This is a genomic window from Pontibacter sp. H249 (assembly GCF_037892465.1).
Taxonomy (GTDB): domain Bacteria; phylum Bacteroidota; class Bacteroidia; order Cytophagales; family Hymenobacteraceae; genus Pontibacter.
In genome coordinates, this window is the sequence record NZ_JBBKTR010000010.1 from 157,859 (window position 1) to 172,436 (window position 14,578).

Here is a 14,578-nt window from a genome sequence, read left to right on the forward strand (position 1 = left end):
CCGTTTTTTTCTGCTGAGGTGTTTTGGTAGAGCAACCAGCTAATGGACCGGTAGCCAGAATGCCCGCTAAAATCAGATATGAAATATACTTTCTCAAAACGACAGAATTTAATGCAAATATAAAGTAATTTACCGTTTCAAGCCTTACAGCTAGGCAATAAATCACAACAAAAACATAGTACCATGCATGCAGACTTTTCCGTTTCCGGACATATTATAGACATACAGCAACAAGAAATCTACACTGGCACTGTTCATGTTTCAAACGGCCACATTTCTAAAATAGTTCGTGAGGCAACAGAGAGCGGCAATTATATTTTACCGGGTTTTGTTGATGCCCATGTGCACGTAGAAAGTTCTATGCTGGTGCCCTGTGAGTTTGCCCGGCTGGCTGTTCCGCACGGTACGGTGGCTACTGTTTCGGACCCACACGAGATTGGCAACGTGCTTGGCCTGGAGGGTGTGGAGTACATGATTGAGAACGGCAACAAGGTGCCTTTCAAGTTTTACTTTGGTGCCCCATCTTGTGTTCCAGCCACTCCTTTCGAGACTGCCGGCGCAGAGATAACGGCTGCCGATATCGAGAAATTGTTTCAGCGCGATGAAGTAAAGTATTTGGCTGAGATGATGAACTGGCCCGGTGTCCTGAACCGCGACCCGGATGTGATGGAGAAGATCGCCCTGGCACAAAAGTATAACAAAGCTGTAGACGGACACGCGCCGGGCTTGAGAGGCGAACAGGCAGCACAGTACGCAGCAACCGGTATCACCACCGACCACGAATGCTTTACCGCTGAGGAAGCCTTAGACAAACTGGCCGTTGGCATGAAGATACTCATACGTGAGGGAAGCGCCGCCAAAAATTTTGAGGCACTAATCCCGTTGTTGCCTGAACACTACCAAAACATCATGTTCTGCTCCGACGACAAGCACCCCGACAACCTGGTGGAGGGGCACATAAACCTGCTGGTAAAACGCGCGCTGGTAAAAGGCAACGACCTGTTTCATGTATTACGGGCAGCATGTGTTAATCCGGTGCTGCACTACAAACTAGATGTAGGCCTGCTGCGCGAAGGTGACCCAGCCGATTTTATACTAATTGATAACCCAGACAACTTTAACATACAAGCTACCTACATCAACGGCCAGCTGGTAGCGGAGCAGGGCAAGTCTAAAATAGAATTTACACCAAGCAACGAGATCAACAACTTTAACACCGATACGAAAGTAGCACAGCAGTTCGAGGTTCCTTTGGGCGATGCAAACAAAATTAGAGTAATCGAAGCTTATGATGGGCAACTGATTACAAAAGAAGTATGGGCTGCACCAAAGGTACACAATGGCTTTATAGTATCGGATGTGGAGCATGATGTGCTTAAAATGGCTGTGGTAAACCGCTACGAAAACACTATTCCGGCTGTGGCCTTTATTAAAAATGTAGGCTTAAAAGAAGGCGCCATTGCCTCCTCTGTGGGCCACGACTCGCATAATATTATTGCTGTGGGCGTAGATGATGAAAGTATAGCCAGAGCCGTTAACCTGATCATACAGGCAAAAGGCGGAGTAGCAGCTGTAGGTTTGGGAAAAGAAGAGTTGCTACCGCTACCGGTGGCAGGCATCATGTCGGCGCAGGATGGCTACAAAGTGGCACAAGCTTATTCGGCTATAGATAAAATGAGCAAAGAAATGGGCAGCAAACTGGAGTCTCCGTTCATGACGCTTTCGTTTATGGCGTTGCTGGTTATACCTTCGCTTAAGCTAAGCGACAAAGGTTTATTTAACGGAGATGCCTTTCAGTTCGTACCAGTAGCAGAGTAGCACTATAGCAAAGTATAAATCTAGTTGGCCTTGCAGGGCTGCGGTAAATGGAGGAGCTTATCCTTTTTCTGGTTGGCGTTTTAGTTAGCGCATTCGGTACGATCATTGGGTTTGGTGGCGGGGTGTTTATGGTGCCTATCCTCATCATCTTCTTCGGCTTTAATATTGAGATTGCTATCGGCTCTACCATGGCAGCCTTAGTGCCGGCCTCTGTCATTGCCTCTGCATTTAACCTCCGCGATAGAAGTATAGATTATGTGGTAGGCACACTGATACAGTTGCCGGCTGTAGCCGGTACGGTGATAGGAGCATTTATGGTAGCCTTTATGCCCGTGTTTAAGTTGCAGTTTATTTTTGCGCTTTTTGTAGTTGCCATAGGGGCCACTATGTTTGCTCCCAAAAAGAAAAAAGCAAGATCTAAGCGCTCTGGTGTCATGTATCGCATGCGCAGAGTACCCACTTCCTTTATCCGCAAAAACAGGGCTAAGCATTTGGCATACAGAATTAACGGAGGCTTAGTATCGGCTTTCGGTTTTATATCAGGCATTATGGCAGGCTTATTTGGCATTGGCGGCGGCTTCGTGCAAACTCCGGCTATGATCAAGCTCTTCCGGATACCGCCTCAAATTGCCACCTCTACCTCGCTATTTATACTTGTTATTACCAGCTTTACCGGCCTTATAAGCCACTTTTTGCTAGGCAACGTTATCTGGAGCCGCTGCCTGCCTTTAGTAGCAGCTTTTGCCCTTGGTGCTGTTGGTGGCAACATCATCAAGAAAAGAAGAAGCCCTCAGGGCCTCAAGATGGAGAAGTTAATTGGTATAGGTCTTTTTCTTGCAGGATTTGGCGTACTGCTCAACATGGCGATTAAGTCTAATTTTGGATTCTCATTTTAAGCTGGGAATTTATATTGACGGCATAACTGCTGAGATCATAAAAATAAGAAAGCCAACTGCTGTCGCGGTTGGCTTTCTTATTTTTATACTTTATCTGGCCTAGCTTTCAAAGTGCTTATCCAGCAGGTTCTTTACTTTTTCTATACTCAGCGGTTTTGTAAGATACTCCGCAGCATAACGCTTTGATGTTTCTGTATCCTGTGGGTGCGTCGAGCTTGTCAACACGGCCATTACTATATTCTTCCTGAATTCCGGATCAAGACGTTCATACAGGTCCAACATCTCAAAACCATCCATCACGGGCATATTGATATCCAGAAAAATCAGCTCGGGCTGGAAGTAGTCCCGATTGGTTAAGTCATAGTTCTGGTTGCTGATGTTATACAAATAATCGAATGCCTGTTTGCCATTAACGAAGGAACGTATATTATCTGTTACCTCCAGTTTTTCTAACAAACGGCGGTTCAGGAAATTTGTCGTTTCATCATCATCTATGAGTAGTACTCCTGATAACTTTTTCATGGCAGAAATTTACACTATAACTATTGCTTGCAACACCTGAATTCAGGTTGCATCGAAAAAGCAAGTATAACAAATCTATACATAAATACTTAAAATGTAAGAAGTATCTACAGTATAAAAGTCCTATTGCTTTTTACGCTTAACTAAAAAGGCCTGAACTACACATCCAGGCCTTTCCAGATTATATTTTATGTTAATTTAGTCGATATAACCTTGGGCACGCATCCAATCGTCGTTGTAGATTTTGCCAAGGTAACGGGTACCGTGGTCTGGCAACAGGATTACCACCACATCTTTTTCTGTCAGGTTATTTTCACGAACATACTCCAATGCACCGTATACAGCCGTACCGCACGACCAGCCTACAAATAAGCCTTCCTCTTTTGCCAGTCTTCTAGTCATCACGGCGCCATCCTTGTCCGTTACTTTCACAAACTGATCGATAACGTCAAAATCTACGTTCTTTGGCAGAATATCTTCACCGATACCCTCTGTGGCATACGAGTAAATCTCGTTCTCGTCAAAAATCCCTGTTTCTTTATACTTCTTGAAAACAGAGCCGTAGGTATCGATGCCGATTGTCTTTATTTCCGGGTTCTTCTCCTTCAGGTACCTTGAAATACCGGTAACTGTGCCGCCTGTTCCTACACCAGTAATAAAGTGCGTAATTTTTCCTTCCGTCTGCTCCCAAATTTCCGGACCAGTAGTCTCATAGTGAGCTCTCCAGTTAGACATGTTGTCATATTGGTTCGGGTAAAAAGAGTTCGGGATTTCCTCGTTCAGGCGCTTGGCAACAGAGTAATATGAATCTGGATGGTCCGGTGACACATTTGTTGGGCACACTATTACCTCAGCTCCTACTGCACGCAGGATATCCATTTTCTCTTTGCTTTGCTTATCTGCCAGGGTAAAAATACACTTATAACCTTTGGCGATGGCAGCCAGCGCAAGGCCCATACCTGTGTTGCCCGATGTTCCTTCTATAATAGTACCGCCTGGCTTAAGTATACCGGCTTTCTCGGCATCCTCTATCATTTTAATTGCCATACGATCCTTAACAGAGTTGCCTGGGTTCAGGTACTCTACTTTGGCCAAAATGGTAGCCTTAACATCTTTAGAAACGTTATTAAGCTTTACTAAGGGTGTGTTACCGATTGCCTCGGTAATATGATTCAAATATTTCATTAAGCTCAGTTTTTGAATTTGGTGCAAAGGTAAGAATTTAAAAATAAATGCAGTAAAGCATAGTATTTAACCTATACTTTTTAGAAACTTATACTTTACAAGCTTATGCTGTTACAGAAGCCCGCATTAAAACCATATTCTGCTGCAATTGGTTGCAGCGTATTTTGCAGCCATACCTAATTAACAGACCAATAGCTACATCTTGTTCCGGCCATAACCATGGTAGCTTTGTATATTAGCATTAACTATTTTTTGTATGCCCCACAAAAAAGCCTATTTTTGCACATCCTTATAGTACGACTTGTTTATACAAACTAAAAAAGATACACATGAGTGTTTTAGTAAATAAAGATTCGAAAGTGATCGTGCAGGGCTTTACAGGCTCAGAAGGTTCTTTCCACGCATCTCAGATGATTGAGTACGGCACAAACGTTGTAGGTGGCGTTACTCCGGGTAAAGGTGGCAACAACCACTTAGACCTGCCGGTATTTAACACAGTAGCTGAAGCTGTAAAAAGAACCGGTGCTGATGTATCTATCATTTTTGTACCGCCGGCTTTTGCTGCTGACGCTATTATGGAAGCTGCGGACGCAGGCATTAAAGTTATCGTGTGTATTACAGAAGGTATTCCTGTAAAAGACATGGTGGCTGCTAAAAACTACATCAAGTCTAAAAATGTAACGCTTATCGGACCAAACTGCCCGGGTGTTATTACGCCAGGAGAGGCGAAGGTTGGTATTATGCCAGGTTTCGTGTTCAAATCAGGTCGTATCGGCATCGTGTCTAAGTCTGGTACTTTAACTTACGAGGCTGCAGATCAGATTGTGAAAGCTGGTCTTGGTATTTCTACTGCGATCGGTATCGGTGGCGACCCAATTATTGGTACGCCTACAAAAGATGCGGTTCAGCTACTGATGGAAGACCCTGAGACTGACGCGATTGTGATGATCGGTGAGATTGGTGGTAACTATGAGGCAATGGCTGCTCAATACATCAGCGAAACTGGTAACAAGAAACCAGTAGTTGGTTTCATTGCTGGCCAAACTGCTCCAGCTGGTCGTCGTATGGGCCACGCAGGTGCTATTGTTGGCGGTGCTGACGATACGGCTGCTGCTAAAATGAAGATCATGCGTGAGAACGGAATCCACGTAGTAGAGTCTCCTGCCGAAATCGGTGAGGCGATGGTAAAAGCGCTACAGGAAGCTGGCATCTCTGCTTAACCTGAAAAATATACTTACAAAGTATAAAACATTAAAAAGGCTGCCCTGTAAAGGCAGCCTTTTTAATGTTTTATACTTCTGTTTAGAGTAAGCATTACGTACGCCTTAGCTCAGGAAAGCATTTAGCATCCAAAGCGTCTTCTCATTCTCGTTTATATCTTCGCTTATTAAAGCCACGGTACCTTCATCGCCAGTTTCTGCGGCCATACTTAATATCTCCCGCTCCAGGCTAAGCAGCAGTGTCAGGTTTTCGTGCGTAGCTCTAACAGTTTCTACATCGCCGCTTAAGTTGCCTTTCTCTTTTATACTTGCCACGCGTACATAGTCTGAAAAAGTATGTAGTGGCGTTTGTCCTATCGTCAGGATACGCTCTGCAATTTCATCTATCCGTGTAAGAGCTGTATTGTACAACTCCTCAAACTTAGCATGCAGCTGGAAGAAGTGCACACCCTTTATGTTCCAATGGAAACCGCGCAGGTTCTGATAATATAAATGATAATTAGCCAGTAGTTCGTTTAGCCTCTCTCCTATTTCTTTACTGTCGGTTTTCTGTAATCCGATTTGAGTTAACTTATCCATAGTTATTTTTTACTTGTGAATGTTCTTAGTGTGTTTCAAAAATGTTTAAACTTGCTTTATAAATCAAATTGATATAATTTATACTATCATTCATAAACACTATAAATCAAATTTATACTTGCCTTAGCCACAAGTTTAGTATACTCTTCTCTATAAAAAAATGACATTAGTACAGTTAGAATATTTGGTAGCCGTAGATACACACCGGCATTTTGCCACCGCCGCCGAGCACTGCTTTGTTACGCAGCCTACGCTAAGTATGCAGCTACAGAAGCTGGAAGAAGAACTTGGAGTGCAATTGTTTGACCGTAGCCGTGTGCCTGTTAGACCAACTGAGATAGGCAAAGAGATTATAGCACAGGCGCGCATTGTTCTGGCAGAGTCTAAAAAGATTCAAGAAATAGTGCAGGACCAAAAGCAGGACCTATCCGGTGAGTTGAAGATTGGAGTAATACCGACACTGGCACCGTACCTGATTCCGCTGTTCATTACCAGCTTCCTGCAGAAACACCCCAACGTGCATGTGGTGGTACAAGAAATGCTAACGCATGAGATAGTAGAAAAACTAAAACACGAACTGCTGGATGTAGGCCTGCTGGTTACACCACTTGAAGATAAAAGTATAAAAGAATTACCTCTTTTTTACGAAGCATTTGTGACCTATATAAACCCTAACCACCCGCTGGCTAATCAAAAAAGTATAAAACCAGATCAGTTGGATATGGATGAGCTTTGGGTGCTAAATGAAGGTCATTGCTTCCGAAGCCAGGTATTAAATATTTGCAACCGGGGAGGTGGCTCAGCCTCGCCAAGCAGCAACTTAGACTATAAAAGTGGGTCTTTGGAAACACTAAAGCGCATTGTAGAAACACAGCATGGCCTTACGCTACTGCCGGAGCTATCGGTGCTGGAGATGCCAGATTCTAAGCGCCAGCTGGTACGTTTATTTCAGGAGCCACAGCCACTGCGTGAGGTAAGTCTTGTGGTGCATCGCAGCTTCTTAAAAAAGAAATTGATAGAGGCGCTTCAGCAGGAAATACTAGCCGCACTGCCAGAAGACATCCGAAACAGGAAAAAGGAGCAGGTAGTGCCGGTTGGCTAATCTCTATTAGTGATTAATGTATTTAATCAATTGCGGAAAAAAATTCTATCGATTCGATTCACTTACTCTATGGTCAAAAAGAAACCGCCTGCCACAGAAGTAGCAGGCGGTTGATCCTTAATTTATACTTAAGCTAAAAAATTACTTGGCGTAGCTGATGGCGCGCATCTCACGGATAACCGTAATTTTGATCTGCCCAGGATACTGCATTTCTTTCTCGATCTTTTGCGAGATGTCGAAAGAAATTTGTGCTGCCTTGTCATCAGAAACGTTGTCTGCATCTACCATTACACGTAGCTCACGGCCAGCTTGGATGGCATAGCACTGGTTTACACCTTCAAATGAGATAGCAGTTTCTTCCAGTTCCTTCAGACGCTTGATGTAAGACTCCATAATCTCGCGGCGTGCACCTGGTCTTGAACCGGAAATAGCATCGCAAGCCTGTACTAATGGAGAAATCATTGCAGTCATTTCCACCTCATCGTGGTGGGCACCAATGGCATTGCAAACATCCGGATGCTCTTTATACTTTTTGGCAAGCTCCATACCGATGATCGCGTGCGGCAATTCTGGTTCGTCTGGGGTTACTTTACCAATATCGTGTAGTAAGCCGGCGCGTTTTGCATGCTTCACATTCAGGCCAAGCTCTGCAGCCATCGTAGCGCAAAGGTTAGCCACTTCACGTGAGTGCTGCAGCAGGTTCTGGCCATAAGACGAACGGAAACGCATACGTCCTACCATCTTGATCAGCTCCGGGTGCAGACCGTGGATGCCAAGATCAATGGCAGTACGCTCACCGATCTCTACAATCTCTTCCTCAATATTTTTACGGGTTTTAGATACAACCTCCTCAATACGAGCCGGGTGTATACGACCATCAGCTACCAGGCGGTGCAACGACAGACGCGCAATCTCACGGCGAACCGGATCAAAGCCAGAGATGATAATCGCCTCAGGAGTATCATCTACAATGATCTCGACACCAGTTGCAGCCTCTAGTGCACGAATGTTACGGCCCTCACGACCAATAATTTTACCTTTAATATCGTCGCTTTCGATGTTGAATACCGACACGCAGTTCTCAATAGCGTGCTCAGCTGCTGTGCGCTGAATGGTTTCGATAACGATCTTCTTAGCTTCTTTGGTAGCGGTAAGCTTAGCCTGTGCTACAATGTCTTTGATGTGCGATGATGCCTGTGTCTGGGCCTCGTTCTTAAGCGCCTCTACCAGCTGCTCACGCGCCTCGGCTGCAGTAAGTCCGGCAATTTTCTCCAGTTGTCCAACAACCTCCTCGTGCTGCTGCTCAACTTCGTCTTTGCGCTTCTTCAGGTGCTCCAGCTGCGTGTTCAGGTGCTCTTTTTCTTTGTGCAGTTCGTTTTCTTTGCGCTTCACCTCCTCCATCTGCTTGGAAACGTGCTGCTCGCGCTGCTTCACTTTGTTCTCGTTCTGGATGATGATGTTTTTCTTCTTGTTCATCTCATCCTCGAACTCCGACTTCAGCTTCAGAGACTTTTCTTTCGCCTCCAGAATACGGTCTTTCATGATGCTCTCGCCGTTGATCTCGGCTTCGCGAATGATGTTTTTAGCACGCTGGCGCGCGGCATCCTCCTGCTGCTTGTACACCTTTTGCAGCAGCGAACGGCCAATGTATACGCCCACTCCGAGCGCTACGACGGCCGTTACTATAATATAAAGGATATTGGGCATAACTATAAGTTTTATGGTTGATAAAAACGTACAGCCGGTGCCTGCAAAAAGATAGGGATAAGGCTCAGGGCCCTAAACGAAAGTATAAGCTATATCTGAAGTATAAATTTACTCTATAGCCTATTTATTTGTCGATGACAGGAGATCGTCGAGTACGTTAAGTTGCTGGCCCACTTTAGCGAGGTGAGCAGATTTCTCTTCCTCCATCTTTAGCTTCTCCACCATGGTTTCAAAAGCTACCATAGCCAGCAGATCTTGCTTGTCCTGGATACCGAACTGGTCCTTAAAAAAACGTAGGCGCTCGTTCAGTAATTTCCCGACAACTCTTAATCTTTCCTCTTCCTCCTCTTTTACCCGCATCGGATACTCGCGTTCCGCGATGCGAATCTTTATAGATAATTCACCCATCCGTTGCGTCTTTTATGGTGATGCTTACTCTGCTTAAGCTTTCTAATCCAGCTCTAAAGGAGCTTTATTAGCTGATGCTTAATCTTGTAAGTAAGCGATACACTTATCGATTTCTCTAATGTATTCGTTTAGTTTGAGCTTTAACTCTGTCGAATTTGCAGGATTTCCTGCTATCGCATCTACAATTTTAACAATATTATCCTGATTTTGAAAATTTTTTATTTGCAGCTCTTTCTCTTCTACCACACCTTCCAGAAATTTAATTTCATCCTGGGCCTGCGCCAGCTTCTGCTGCACATCGGCGTAGCGTGAGATCAGCTTGCGAAGTTTATCTTCAATATGCTGGAGTTGTTGTAATTGCGCTTCCTTTGCCATAACACTATTTGCGGATAAAAGCTCCCAGTTGTTTCTCAAATTGCTGCATCAGGCGATTCATCACACTATCAATCACCTTATCGGTCAGGGTTTGCTGTTTATCCAGCAACGTGAAGCTAACGGCGTAGGCTTTCTTGCCTGCCTCTATTTTGTCGCCTTCATACACGTCAAACACGTTCACATCCTGCAGCAGTTTACGCTCGGTGCGCAGGGCAATCTGTTTTACCTGATCAAAGGTTATATTTTTGTCCAGTACCAAAGAAAGGTCGCGTTGTACTTCCGGGAACTTCGGCAGCTCTTCGGCTACCAGCTTGTTTTTATACTTCTTCAGCAGGTAATCCCAGTTTAGCTCGGCATACCATACCTGCTCTTTTACCTCCATAAACTTGCAAAGCCCAGCATCCAGCAAACCCAGTCGGGCTATTTCGGTGCCGTTTTTCTGGTAAGAGATACCCTGGCGCATGTAGTTGTTCTGCTCCAGGTTCTGTACTTCAAACTCAGCGGCATTTAACTTGCGCAGCACATTCTGCACCACACTTGCCAGGTCGTGGAAAGCGGTTTTCATACTTGGCTGTTTCCAGCTTTCGGCAGTTACATTGCCTGCCATATAAAGGGCAAGCTTGCGGCTTTCTTTATACTCACCGTCTATCTGCTCGTATACTTTACCCAATTCTACCAGCTTAAGGTCGCGCTGACGGCGGTTAATGTTGCGGCGCAGCACCTCCAGGCCAGAGAAAACCATACTTTTACGCAGAACGTCCAAGTCTTCAGAGTTATAGTTCAGCACTTTTACCAAACTCTCTACCTCTGCATCGCCAGCTGGCTTGTAATAATTGGAGTTGGTAATAGAATTAGTGATGATCTCGCTGAAACCGTTGGCAGTGATGTAGTTCATGATGGTGTCTGTCACATCTTCAGCGTACGGCGTAGCGAACTTGGCCAGAAAAGTAGTACCCAGGTTCTCGTCCATCTCGATGTTGTTGAAGCCGTAGATGCGCAGAATCTCTTCCACTATGTCTGCCTCGCGGGTAACATCCACTTTAAACGGCGGCACCGACAGGGTTAAATCTGTTTCAGTTTCTCTTATAATCTCGATGCCCAGCGATGTAAGTATACTTTTGATACGCTCCACACCAATGTGCTGGCCAATCAAAGTATGGGTACGCTCAATGTTCAGCTCAATTTCGCGGTTCTGGATCGGTGTCGGATACACATCCACTACCTCAGAAGACACTTCGCCACCTGCAATTTCCTGCACCAGCAAAGCAGCACGCTTTAAGGCAGTAATTACCATGTTAGGGTCGGTACCACGCTCAAAACGGAAAGAGGCATCGGTTTTTAAACCATGCGCCATACCTGTACGGCGAATCCAATCCGGAGAGAAGTATGCGCTTTCGATGAAAATACTGGTTGTTTCTTCAGACACGCCGGAGTCCTCTCCACCAAACACGCCGCCTATCGCCATTGGGCCTCCCGCGTCGCAGATCATCAGGTCAGTTGCTTTTAGTTTGCGCTCTATACCATCTAAGGTTTTAAGTACAGAACCTTCTGGCAGCGTTTTAACTATGATTTTACCGCCTCTGATCTTATCTGCATCAAAAGCGTGTAGCGGCTGCCCCAGTTCGTGCAGCACATAATTTGTAATATCTACTATGTTGTTAATTGGAGAAAGATCGATAGCACGCAGGCGCTTCTGCAGCCACTCCGGCGACGGTCCAACTTTTAAACCTGTTATAGTTACACCAGCATAGCGCGGACAGGCTTCTGTGTTCTCCACCTCTACTGCAATAGGCTTGGAGGTATTATTTACTTTAAAAGCATCTGTAGCCGGAAGTACAGCCGGCATATCTAGCAAAGCTTGCAGGTCGCGGGCGACTCCATAATGCGAAGCGGCATCAGCACGGTTTGGTGTTAAACCAATCTCAAACACTTTATCAGAGCCTAACCCAAAGAACTCAGCAGCCGGTGTTCCGTTTGGCAGGTCGGTATCGAGCACCATAATGCCGGCATGCGACGTACCAATGCCAATTTCATCCTCGGCACAGATCATACCTTCCGACACCTGGCCACGAATCTTAGACTTCTTGATCTTAAAGGATTCTCCGCCTGCTGGGTAAAGTGTGCTGTTTACGGTTGCCACTACCACGCGCTGACCAGCCGCCACATTGGGAGCACCACACACGATCTGGCTTGGTGCACCATTGCCAATATCTACAGTGGTCAGACTTAGCTTATCTGCATCCGGATGACGCTCACAAGTAAGCACCTCTCCCAGCACAATGCCTTCTAAACCGCCCTGCACCTGGTCAAAAGTATGAATAGCCTCTACCTCCAGGCCTGCGCCTGTTAATAAAGCACCTACTTCTTCTGCGGGTTTATCTGTATGTATAAGTTGTTTAAGCCAGTCGAATGATATCAGCATGTTATTGTTCTGTGTCTGTTAAAGTATAGCTTCTGTAGCAAAAGCCAATGTTCTCCAAAATTAAACATTATTCTGTTTAGTGTCGCAAGGGAGGGGAAATTATGATGATGGTTTATAGTTGGTGAAGTAAATTAAGCAATAGTAACTCTGCTATTCTATCGAGATGGTTTTACTCCTTAGTGTTACATGACTATACTTTCTGCTATTCTATTGAGCTAACTTTCATCCTCAGTCTTAGTTGCGTCTTGTTTCATCTCTGGCTTTGGTGTGCTCAAGGCCGCAAAGCCTCGTCCTCGGGCATCGCGCTGTCTATTGAAGCTGCTCCGGGGGTAGGGGCCCTCTTTTAGCTGCGCTGCGGGCTGCCTCACTCCGTTCGGCACCGCAACAATAGAAGGCGCTCAACCCAAGGACTGGGAAGGACACTTCTTAGCTAGCGGCTGTTGCGATTGGAGACAAAGTATAAATAACCGTTGATACTATAAAATGACGGCCTTAGCCAGGTGCACAAACGACGGTCCACTGTCTGAGCGTTCAGCGAGTTTGGAGCGTCTTGACTTTTTTGCCTACTTTTTGTGTCAAGACAAAAAGTAGGGCCCAGCCGGCCAGGCGAAAAGCCTGCAAAAAGTAGACACGTTTCATTCAGGAGAGGTTTCTTTTCATAGCCATTACTTAACCTCCCTTCTACCAAGATCCTTACAGGATGACAACAAAAGAGGAAATGATACTTCTGCAAGCTCAAAGAAAGATCAGAATCGATTCGGGAGAGGAACTAGGAGTGATTGGTATCGGCGCTGCAATCACGGGGACAAGGATGTCCCTGCAGATTGGTCCGAAACTGTGAAGCCCCGAACAGCAGAGATAATCTAATTCTGTATTATAGATAGGCGAGTCTGAAGACTCGCACCCACCCAAAGTCACGGGCTAGATACCCGCGCCAGTATCAGGAGCAAAAAAAACTCCCTCCCCTATTTTTAGGAGGGCTGGGGAGGGGTTACTCAGGCTTCTCGTACGTCTTCTCCCCTGCCGGAATGGCTATACTTAAGAAGTTATCCTTTGGCGGCACCGGGCAAACATATTCCGGATTATAAGCGCAGAAAGGGCTGTAGGCGCGGTTAAAGTCCAGCACAACGGTTTTGGCTCCCTCCTCAAAAGGTACATCCATGTAGCGGCCACCACCATAAGTCTCGAAACCATTGGTTTTATCGGTAAACGGCACGAACAGCTGATCTTTTTTTTCGCTTAGTTTTTTGTAGAGCGTGAGCTGTTGCGGCCCCCCTTGTACTTCAAATTTGGCTAAAGCGTATCGCAGGTACGGTTCGTAGCTGCCATTGGTAAGTGGCATTAGCAAGGTATCCTGCTTCACCAGCTGCTCTACCTCTGCCCTAATGCGGTAATCCAGGTTTGGCTCGTAGTATATCAGATTCTTAAAATTACGCCGCTCATCATCACTCAAAGGAGAATTAGCCTGGCCTCTGAATGAAAGATCTTTGTCTTCACGCTCTTTTAACAAAGGCTTCGTGTAGTTCTCCTCGTTAAAAAAGGCATCCTTCATAAAATAGAAAAGCACCAGCACCACGCCGGCAAGTATGATCAGCTTATGAGCTCGTTTCATGATTGGCAATGTTTATACTTGCAAAGGTCGGAAATTTTTGATGAGGATGTAAGTATAAATTGTGCAGGAGGTTCTGCTTTTACTTTAGATTTAAAAGTGGTAACTAGTATGTGGGATCTGGCTTATACTATTGTTACTCTTCATTTATGAGATTAATCTATACACTTATACTTTTCTTGGTCGCTATACAGCAAGCCATAGCTTGCACGTGTACATCACCGCCCACAGTAAAGAAAAACTGGGAATGGTCTAATCAGGTATTTTTGGGCCAGGTGGAAAGTGTAAGTCAGTTTTATACATCTTACGGAACACCGGTTACAGCATCGACCATTCGAATATTAGAATCCTTCAAAAGTAAACATCAGGAAGGTACTGCAATGAGAACGTTTATAAGTTACGGGTCAGGTTCTTGCGATTTTGACTTCGAAAACGGACAGAAGTATCTCATTTATGCAGATGAAAATCCTGACGATAGTTTTCTTAGATCTTCTTATTGCTTAAGGACATCTTTACTATCTAATGTCTCAGAAAATGAGTTAGAAGAACTCAGAGAACTTAATAAGAATACAACAACTTTGAAAGAGCACAATACGGGTGCGCCTAAACTAGATGTTTATAGACAATTAGAGGATCAAGAGCGCGAATTAACCACTTTAAGGGAGCTACAGGGGCAAAGTACTCACATCTTTAGTCTTTTTGTGTATGTAGGTTCAGCAATTATTACCATTCTGA

General features: G+C 45.1%; 12 protein-coding genes and 1 pseudogene. 5 read left to right on the forward strand and 8 right to left on the reverse strand.

The genetic code is table 11. From position 1 onward, the window contains the following. Positions 1 to 183 precede the first annotated feature (183 nt). Together ade and WG943_RS13605 are read left to right on the forward strand one after the other, a co-directional pair. Positions 184 to 1,818: an adenine deaminase gene (ade, locus tag WG943_RS13600; RefSeq protein ID WP_340409783.1), complete on the forward strand. Its 1,635-nt coding sequence runs from the start codon at positions 184 to 186 to the stop codon at positions 1,816 to 1,818. A gap of 47 nt (positions 1,819 to 1,865) precedes the next feature. After that, positions 1,866 to 2,714: a sulfite exporter TauE/SafE family protein gene (locus WG943_RS13605; protein WP_340409784.1), complete on the forward strand. Its 849-nt coding sequence runs from the start codon at positions 1,866 to 1,868 to the stop codon at positions 2,712 to 2,714. A 99-nt stretch (positions 2,715 to 2,813) separates the two neighbouring features. On the opposite strand, the gene WG943_RS13610 is transcribed toward WG943_RS13605, so the two are convergent. Both WG943_RS13610 and WG943_RS13615 read right to left on the reverse strand, forming a co-directional pair. Then, a complete protein-coding gene (locus WG943_RS13610) occupies positions 2,814 to 3,236 on the reverse strand; it encodes a response regulator (protein WP_340409786.1) in 423 nt (140 codons plus the stop codon). A 201-nt stretch (positions 3,237 to 3,437) separates the two neighbouring features. Then, positions 3,438 to 4,421, reverse strand: a pseudogene (locus WG943_RS13615) (PLP-dependent cysteine synthase family protein); the annotation flags it as partial. A 329-nt stretch (positions 4,422 to 4,750) separates the two neighbouring features. Between WG943_RS13615 and sucD the strand changes: the two are divergent. Continuing rightward, a complete protein-coding gene (sucD, locus tag WG943_RS13620) occupies positions 4,751 to 5,641 on the forward strand; it encodes a succinate--CoA ligase subunit alpha (protein ID WP_340409788.1) in 891 nt (296 codons plus the stop codon). Between the two features lie 105 nt (positions 5,642 to 5,746). Here the strand turns inward: sucD and WG943_RS13625 are convergent, their stop codons facing one another. Then, positions 5,747 to 6,220: a Dps family protein gene (locus tag WG943_RS13625; protein ID WP_340409790.1), complete on the reverse strand. Its 474-nt coding sequence runs from the start codon at positions 6,218 to 6,220 to the stop codon at positions 5,747 to 5,749. A 160-nt stretch (positions 6,221 to 6,380) separates the two neighbouring features. On the opposite strand from WG943_RS13625, the gene WG943_RS13630 reads away from it, so the two are divergent. Beyond that, positions 6,381 to 7,322: a hydrogen peroxide-inducible genes activator gene (locus tag WG943_RS13630; protein ID WP_340409791.1), complete on the forward strand. Its 942-nt coding sequence runs from the start codon at positions 6,381 to 6,383 to the stop codon at positions 7,320 to 7,322. A 141-nt stretch (positions 7,323 to 7,463) separates the two neighbouring features. Here WG943_RS13630 and rny read toward each other — a convergent pair whose 3' ends face one another. The 5 genes from rny to WG943_RS13655 all read right to left on the reverse strand — a co-directional run bounded on the left by rny (position 7,464) and on the right by WG943_RS13655 (position 13,846). Beyond that, positions 7,464 to 9,029, reverse strand: a complete 1,566-nt coding sequence (gene rny, locus WG943_RS13635; protein WP_340409793.1) for a ribonuclease Y — start codon at positions 9,027 to 9,029, stop codon at positions 7,464 to 7,466. A 120-nt stretch (positions 9,030 to 9,149) separates the two neighbouring features. Continuing rightward, positions 9,150 to 9,437: a cell division protein ZapA gene (locus tag WG943_RS13640; protein ID WP_340409794.1), complete on the reverse strand. Its 288-nt coding sequence runs from the start codon at positions 9,435 to 9,437 to the stop codon at positions 9,150 to 9,152. 78 nt (positions 9,438 to 9,515) lie between these two features. Beyond that, positions 9,516 to 9,812: a hypothetical protein gene (locus tag WG943_RS13645; protein WP_340409796.1), complete on the reverse strand. Its 297-nt coding sequence runs from the start codon at positions 9,810 to 9,812 to the stop codon at positions 9,516 to 9,518. Positions 9,813 to 9,816: 4 nt separating this feature from the next. Next, the gene (gene pheT / locus WG943_RS13650; RefSeq protein ID WP_340409798.1) at positions 9,817 to 12,234 is read right to left on the reverse strand and encodes a phenylalanine--tRNA ligase subunit beta; all 2,418 of its coding nucleotides are present in this window, start codon (positions 12,232 to 12,234) and stop codon (positions 9,817 to 9,819) included. 991 nt (positions 12,235 to 13,225) lie between these two features. Next, positions 13,226 to 13,846, reverse strand: a complete 621-nt coding sequence (locus WG943_RS13655) for a DUF1684 domain-containing protein (protein WP_340409799.1) — start codon at positions 13,844 to 13,846, stop codon at positions 13,226 to 13,228. 146 nt (positions 13,847 to 13,992) lie between these two features. On the opposite strand from WG943_RS13655, the gene WG943_RS13660 reads away from it, so the two are divergent. After that, the coding region (locus tag WG943_RS13660) for a hypothetical protein (RefSeq protein ID WP_340409801.1) at positions 13,993 to 14,578 on the forward strand (586 nt) is incomplete at its 3' end.

Coding starts and splice junctions, on each gene's coding strand:
- sucD (WP_340409788.1), top strand. CDS start 4,751: ATGAGTGTTTTAGTAAATAAAGATTCGAAAGTGATCGTGCAGGGCTTT.
- WG943_RS13630 (WP_340409791.1), top strand. CDS start 6,381: ATGACATTAGTACAGTTAGAATATTTGGTAGCCGTAGATACACACCGG.
- WG943_RS13605 (WP_340409784.1), top strand. CDS start 1,866: ATGGAGGAGCTTATCCTTTTTCTGGTTGGCGTTTTAGTTAGCGCATTC.
- rny (WP_340409793.1), bottom strand. CDS start 9,029: ATGCCCAATATCCTTTATATTATAGTAACGGCCGTCGTAGCGCTCGGA.
- WG943_RS13645 (WP_340409796.1), bottom strand. CDS start 9,812: ATGGCAAAGGAAGCGCAATTACAACAACTCCAGCATATTGAAGATAAA.
- WG943_RS13640 (WP_340409794.1), bottom strand. CDS start 9,437: ATGGGTGAATTATCTATAAAGATTCGCATCGCGGAACGCGAGTATCCG.
- WG943_RS13655 (WP_340409799.1), bottom strand. CDS start 13,846: ATGAAACGAGCTCATAAGCTGATCATACTTGCCGGCGTGGTGCTGGTG.
- WG943_RS13625 (WP_340409790.1), bottom strand. CDS start 6,220: ATGGATAAGTTAACTCAAATCGGATTACAGAAAACCGACAGTAAAGAA.
- WG943_RS13610 (WP_340409786.1), bottom strand. CDS start 3,236: ATGAAAAAGTTATCAGGAGTACTACTCATAGATGATGATGAAACGACA.
- pheT (WP_340409798.1), bottom strand. CDS start 12,234: ATGCTGATATCATTCGACTGGCTTAAACAACTTATACATACAGATAAA.
- ade (WP_340409783.1), top strand. CDS start 184: ATGCATGCAGACTTTTCCGTTTCCGGACATATTATAGACATACAGCAA.